Genomic DNA, 3,566 nt, shown 5'->3' on the forward strand with positions numbered 1-3,566 from the left:
TTCCTGAAGTCGCGCCTGCTTTTGCCGGAGCCGCCGAGTGCGGAAGGCCCGAGCGCCGAGCAGATGGCCACCGCGCTCGCCAACCGCCTGCGCCGGCTGGAAGCCATTCGCGAAGCCGCCAACCGGCTGATGAACAGGCCGCAATTGCAGCGCGACATCTTCCCGCGCGGCGAGCCCGAGCAAATCGCCGAGATCAAGCATCCGAAATATACCGCGACGCTGTACGACCTGCTCACCGCCTATGCCGCCCAGCGCCAGTCGCGCGTGCTGGCGAGCGTGCATTTGGCCAAGCGTACGGTGTGGTCGCTCGCCGAGGCCCGCGCCACGCTGGAGCGCCTGGTCGGCAGCCTCAACGAGCAGGACGACTGGGGCGTGCTCGACGATTTCCTCATCCGGCATGTCGCCGATCCGACGCAGCGCGCCACGGTGTTCGCCTCGAGCTTTGCCGCCGCGCTCGAACTGGTGCGGGAAGGTCAGCTCGAGCTGAACCAGAAAGAGGCGTTTGCGCCGATCTATTTCCGGAAGGGGCGCCCAAAGCCGGTCCCGGACGCAGCTCCTGCGCCTGATGCGCCGGTCGCCTAAGTGCAAGAAGGAGAATCTACCATGGCAAGCCTGGCTGAAATGCGGGTGGAAGAGGCCGAGCCGATGGAGAACGAAACCCAGGCTCGCCCCGAGGAATTGCGGCTGCTCGAAGCGCTGCTGTTCGCGTCGAGCGAGCCGCTGGACACCGCGACGCTCGCCAAGCGCATGCCGGAGGGCGTCGACGTCAAAGCCGCGCTCGAGCAGCTCCAGGCCGACTACGCCTTGCGCGGGGTGAACCTGGTCCGCGTCGCCAACAAATGGACGTTCCGCACCGCCGGCGATCTTGCCTGGCTGATGACGCGCGAGAGCACCGAGACCCGCCGCCTGTCGCGCGCCGCGATTGAGGTGCTGGCGATCATCGCCTATCACCAGCCGGTGACCCGGGCCGAGATCGAGGAGATCCGCGGCGTCGTCACTTCAAAGGGCACGCTCGACGTTCTGCTGGAGACCGGTTGGATCAAGCCGCGTGGCCGGCGCAAGACGCCCGGCCGTCCCCTGACCTTCGGCACCACCGAGGAGTTCCTGTCGCAGTTCACCCTGGAACAGCTCGGCGATCTGCCCGGCCTGGAGGAACTGAAAGGGACGGGCCTGCTGGATTCGCGCCTGCCAACCGGCTTCAGCGTGCCGACTCCGTCCGATGACCCGGCCCTGCGGGAGGATGAGGATCCCTTGGAACCCGGCGACGAGCTGGATCTTGCGCTCGCGCCTGCGGTCGAACCCGAGACTGCGGAAGCGGCACCGGAAGGCGGCCACGAAAATGGCGGCGAGGGTCGCAGCGATGGCGGCGCTGAGGACTGAGGCACCGTCTCTCTGGGCCCCTGCGACAGGTTAACACTAGCAAGATTGCGTAGCACCAGCAGCGAATTGGCGCTGCCTTGGTCCTTGTTTTTGACACCCGCCAAGCCTAGGTTTCGGTGAAGATCGGCCGGGTCCCCGGCCATGCGCGTTTGGAGGGTTGCAGGATGGGTTCACTCAGCATTTGGCACTGGATCTTGGTGATCGCAGTGGTCCTGCTGCTGTTCGGCCGCGGCAAGATTTCGGATCTGATGGGCGACGTGGCGCAGGGCATCAAGGCGTTCAAGAAGGGCATGCAGGACGAGGACAAGCCCGCTGACAAGCCCGAGCCGGCGAAGTCCATCGAACACAATGGCGCGCCGACCGCGACGCGGTCCGACGTCGGCAGCAAGGCCGTCTGAGCCGGAAGAAGCACGCGAGACGCGGGTAGAGCGGCCCCGATCCTGCGCGCGAGGGATTGGGCCGGCTCCGGCTGGCGTGAACGGAAGACTTTATGTTCGACATCGGGTGGAGTGAACTGGTCCTCGTCGGGGTCGTCGCCCTGATCGCCATCGGCCCGAAAGAGCTGCCGGGCGTGCTGCGCATGGTCGGGCAATGGATGAGCAAGGCCCGCAAGATGGCCGCCGAATTCCAGGGTCAATTCCAGGAAGCGATGCGCGAGGCCGAGATGGCCGACCTCAAGAAGAGCTTCGACGAGGTCAAGGAAGCCGCGACCGGCTTCAATCCACTGACCTCGCTCCAGAAGGATGTCAGCGACGCGCTCCGCGTCGATGCGCTGGACAAGCCCGCAGAGACGTCGGCGACGACCGTCGTCGAACCGCCGTCCACACCCACGACTCCGGAAACGCCGACACCGGAAACCTTCGTCGAGGCCGAGGCGCATGCAGCCGTCGACGAGCCGCTCGCGATCACCCGTGAGGTCGAGCAGGCACCCGTGGCGCAGGACACCGCGCCATCCGAGGCGATCAAGGACGCCAAAGCGTCATGACCGACGCCGACATCGAAGCCAGCAAAGCCCCGCTGATGGACCATTTGATCGAGCTGCGTTCGCGGCTGATCAAGGCGTTGCTCGGCTTCGGCATTGCCTTCATCTTCTGCTTCTTCTTCGCCAAGCAGATCTACAACGTGCTGGTCTGGCCGTTCGTCTGGATCGCCGGCCCCGAGAATTCCAAGTTCATCTACACGGCGCTGCTGGAATATTTCATCACCCAGTTGAAGCTGGCGCTGTTCGGGGCCGGCTTCATCTCGTTCCCGATCGTGGCGACGCAGATCTACAAATTCGTGGCGCCCGGGCTCTACAAGCACGAGAAGCAGGCCTTCCTGCCGTATCTGGTCGCGACCCCGTTTTTCTTCGTGCTGGGCGCCGCGCTGGTTTATTTCGTCGTGCTGCCGATGCTGGTGCGCTTCTCGCTCGGCATGCAGCAGGCCGGCGGCGACGAGACCGCGCAGATCCAGCTTCTGCCCAAGGTCGGCGAATATCTGTCGCTGATGATGTCGCTGATCTTCGCTTTTGGCATCGCCTTCCAGCTACCGGTGATCCTGACGCTGCTCGGGCGGATTGGCATCGTCAGCTCGAAGATGCTGCGCGAGAAGCGCCGCTACTTCATCGTCCTGGCCTTCGTGATTGCAGCCGTGCTGACGCCGCCCGACGTGCTCAGCCAGTGCTCCCTCGCATTTCCGCTGATGGCACTCTATGAGGGTTCGATCCTCGCGGTGGCGATGGTGGAGAGGAAGGCGGCAGCCGCGCAGACCGCGACCGGCACCGACGTGTCGACGCCCGCCAATCCGGCGGAGTAGGGCGGCTAGCTCCACTGTCATTCCCCGCGAAGGCGGGGAATCCAGTACGCCCCGGCCTCACGGGGGATCACTGACGTCTCTGGAATACTGGATCATCCGCCTTCGCGGATGATGACAGCTGTGCTAGGGGGAGCGGCCATTTGCATGAATGCAAATCAGAATTTGCAGACTTGCAACAAGCCCAGGACCACAGCCATGCACGACATCAAATCGATCCGCGACAATCCGCAAGCCTTCGATGCCGGCCTCGCGCGGCGTGGCTTGAAGCCGATGTCGGGCTCGCTGCTGGCGATCGACGAGAGGCGTCGTGCGGCGATTCTCGCCTCCGAGCAGGCGCAGGCACGGCGCAATGCGGCGTCGAAGGAAATCGGAGATGCCAAGAAGGCGAAGGA

Annotated in this window: 5 protein-coding genes and 1 pseudogene; all 6 read left to right on the plus strand. The window is 64.7% G+C overall.

The genetic code is table 11. From position 1 onward, the window contains the following. Positions 1–582: ScpA family protein (locus JHD07_RS25050; RefSeq protein ID WP_291626901.1), on the plus strand; the 582-nt coding region annotated here is incomplete at its 5' end. 21 nt (positions 583–603) lie between these two features. Further along, complete coding sequence (scpB, locus tag JHD07_RS25055) at positions 604–1,380, plus strand: SMC-Scp complex subunit ScpB (protein WP_291626902.1); 777 nt, start codon at positions 604–606, stop codon at positions 1,378–1,380. A 164-nt stretch (positions 1,381–1,544) separates the two neighbouring features. Further along, entirely contained in the window at positions 1,545–1,778 is a 234-nt protein-coding gene (locus JHD07_RS25060) for a twin-arginine translocase TatA/TatE family subunit (protein ID WP_291626904.1), read from the plus strand. Positions 1,779–1,870: 92 nt separating this feature from the next. After that, complete coding sequence (tatB, locus tag JHD07_RS25065) at positions 1,871–2,365, plus strand: Sec-independent protein translocase protein TatB (RefSeq protein WP_291626906.1); 495 nt, start codon at positions 1,871–1,873, stop codon at positions 2,363–2,365. Further along, positions 2,362–3,174 (plus strand): twin-arginine translocase subunit TatC, encoded by an 813-nt coding sequence (tatC, locus tag JHD07_RS25070; RefSeq protein ID WP_291626909.1) that lies wholly within the window; start codon positions 2,362–2,364, stop codon positions 3,172–3,174. Before tatB ends, tatC begins: the two co-directional genes overlap by 4 nt. A gap of 195 nt (positions 3,175–3,369) precedes the next feature. Next, positions 3,370–3,566: pseudogene (locus tag JHD07_RS25075) on the plus strand (serine--tRNA ligase); the annotation flags it as partial.

Origin of the sequence: Bradyrhizobium sp. (assembly GCF_016462955.1) — a bacterium.
GTDB lineage: Bacteria > Pseudomonadota > Alphaproteobacteria > Rhizobiales > Xanthobacteraceae > Bradyrhizobium.

Bases quoted from the DNA above. Each gene is read 5' to 3' on its own strand.
- scpB (WP_291626902.1), top strand. From the start codon at position 604: ATGGCAAGCCTGGCTGAAATGCGGGTGGAAGAGGCCGAGCCGATGGAG.
- JHD07_RS25060 (WP_291626904.1), top strand. From the start codon at position 1,545: ATGGGTTCACTCAGCATTTGGCACTGGATCTTGGTGATCGCAGTGGTC.
- tatB (WP_291626906.1), top strand. From the start codon at position 1,871: ATGTTCGACATCGGGTGGAGTGAACTGGTCCTCGTCGGGGTCGTCGCC.
- tatC (WP_291626909.1), top strand. From the start codon at position 2,362: ATGACCGACGCCGACATCGAAGCCAGCAAAGCCCCGCTGATGGACCAT.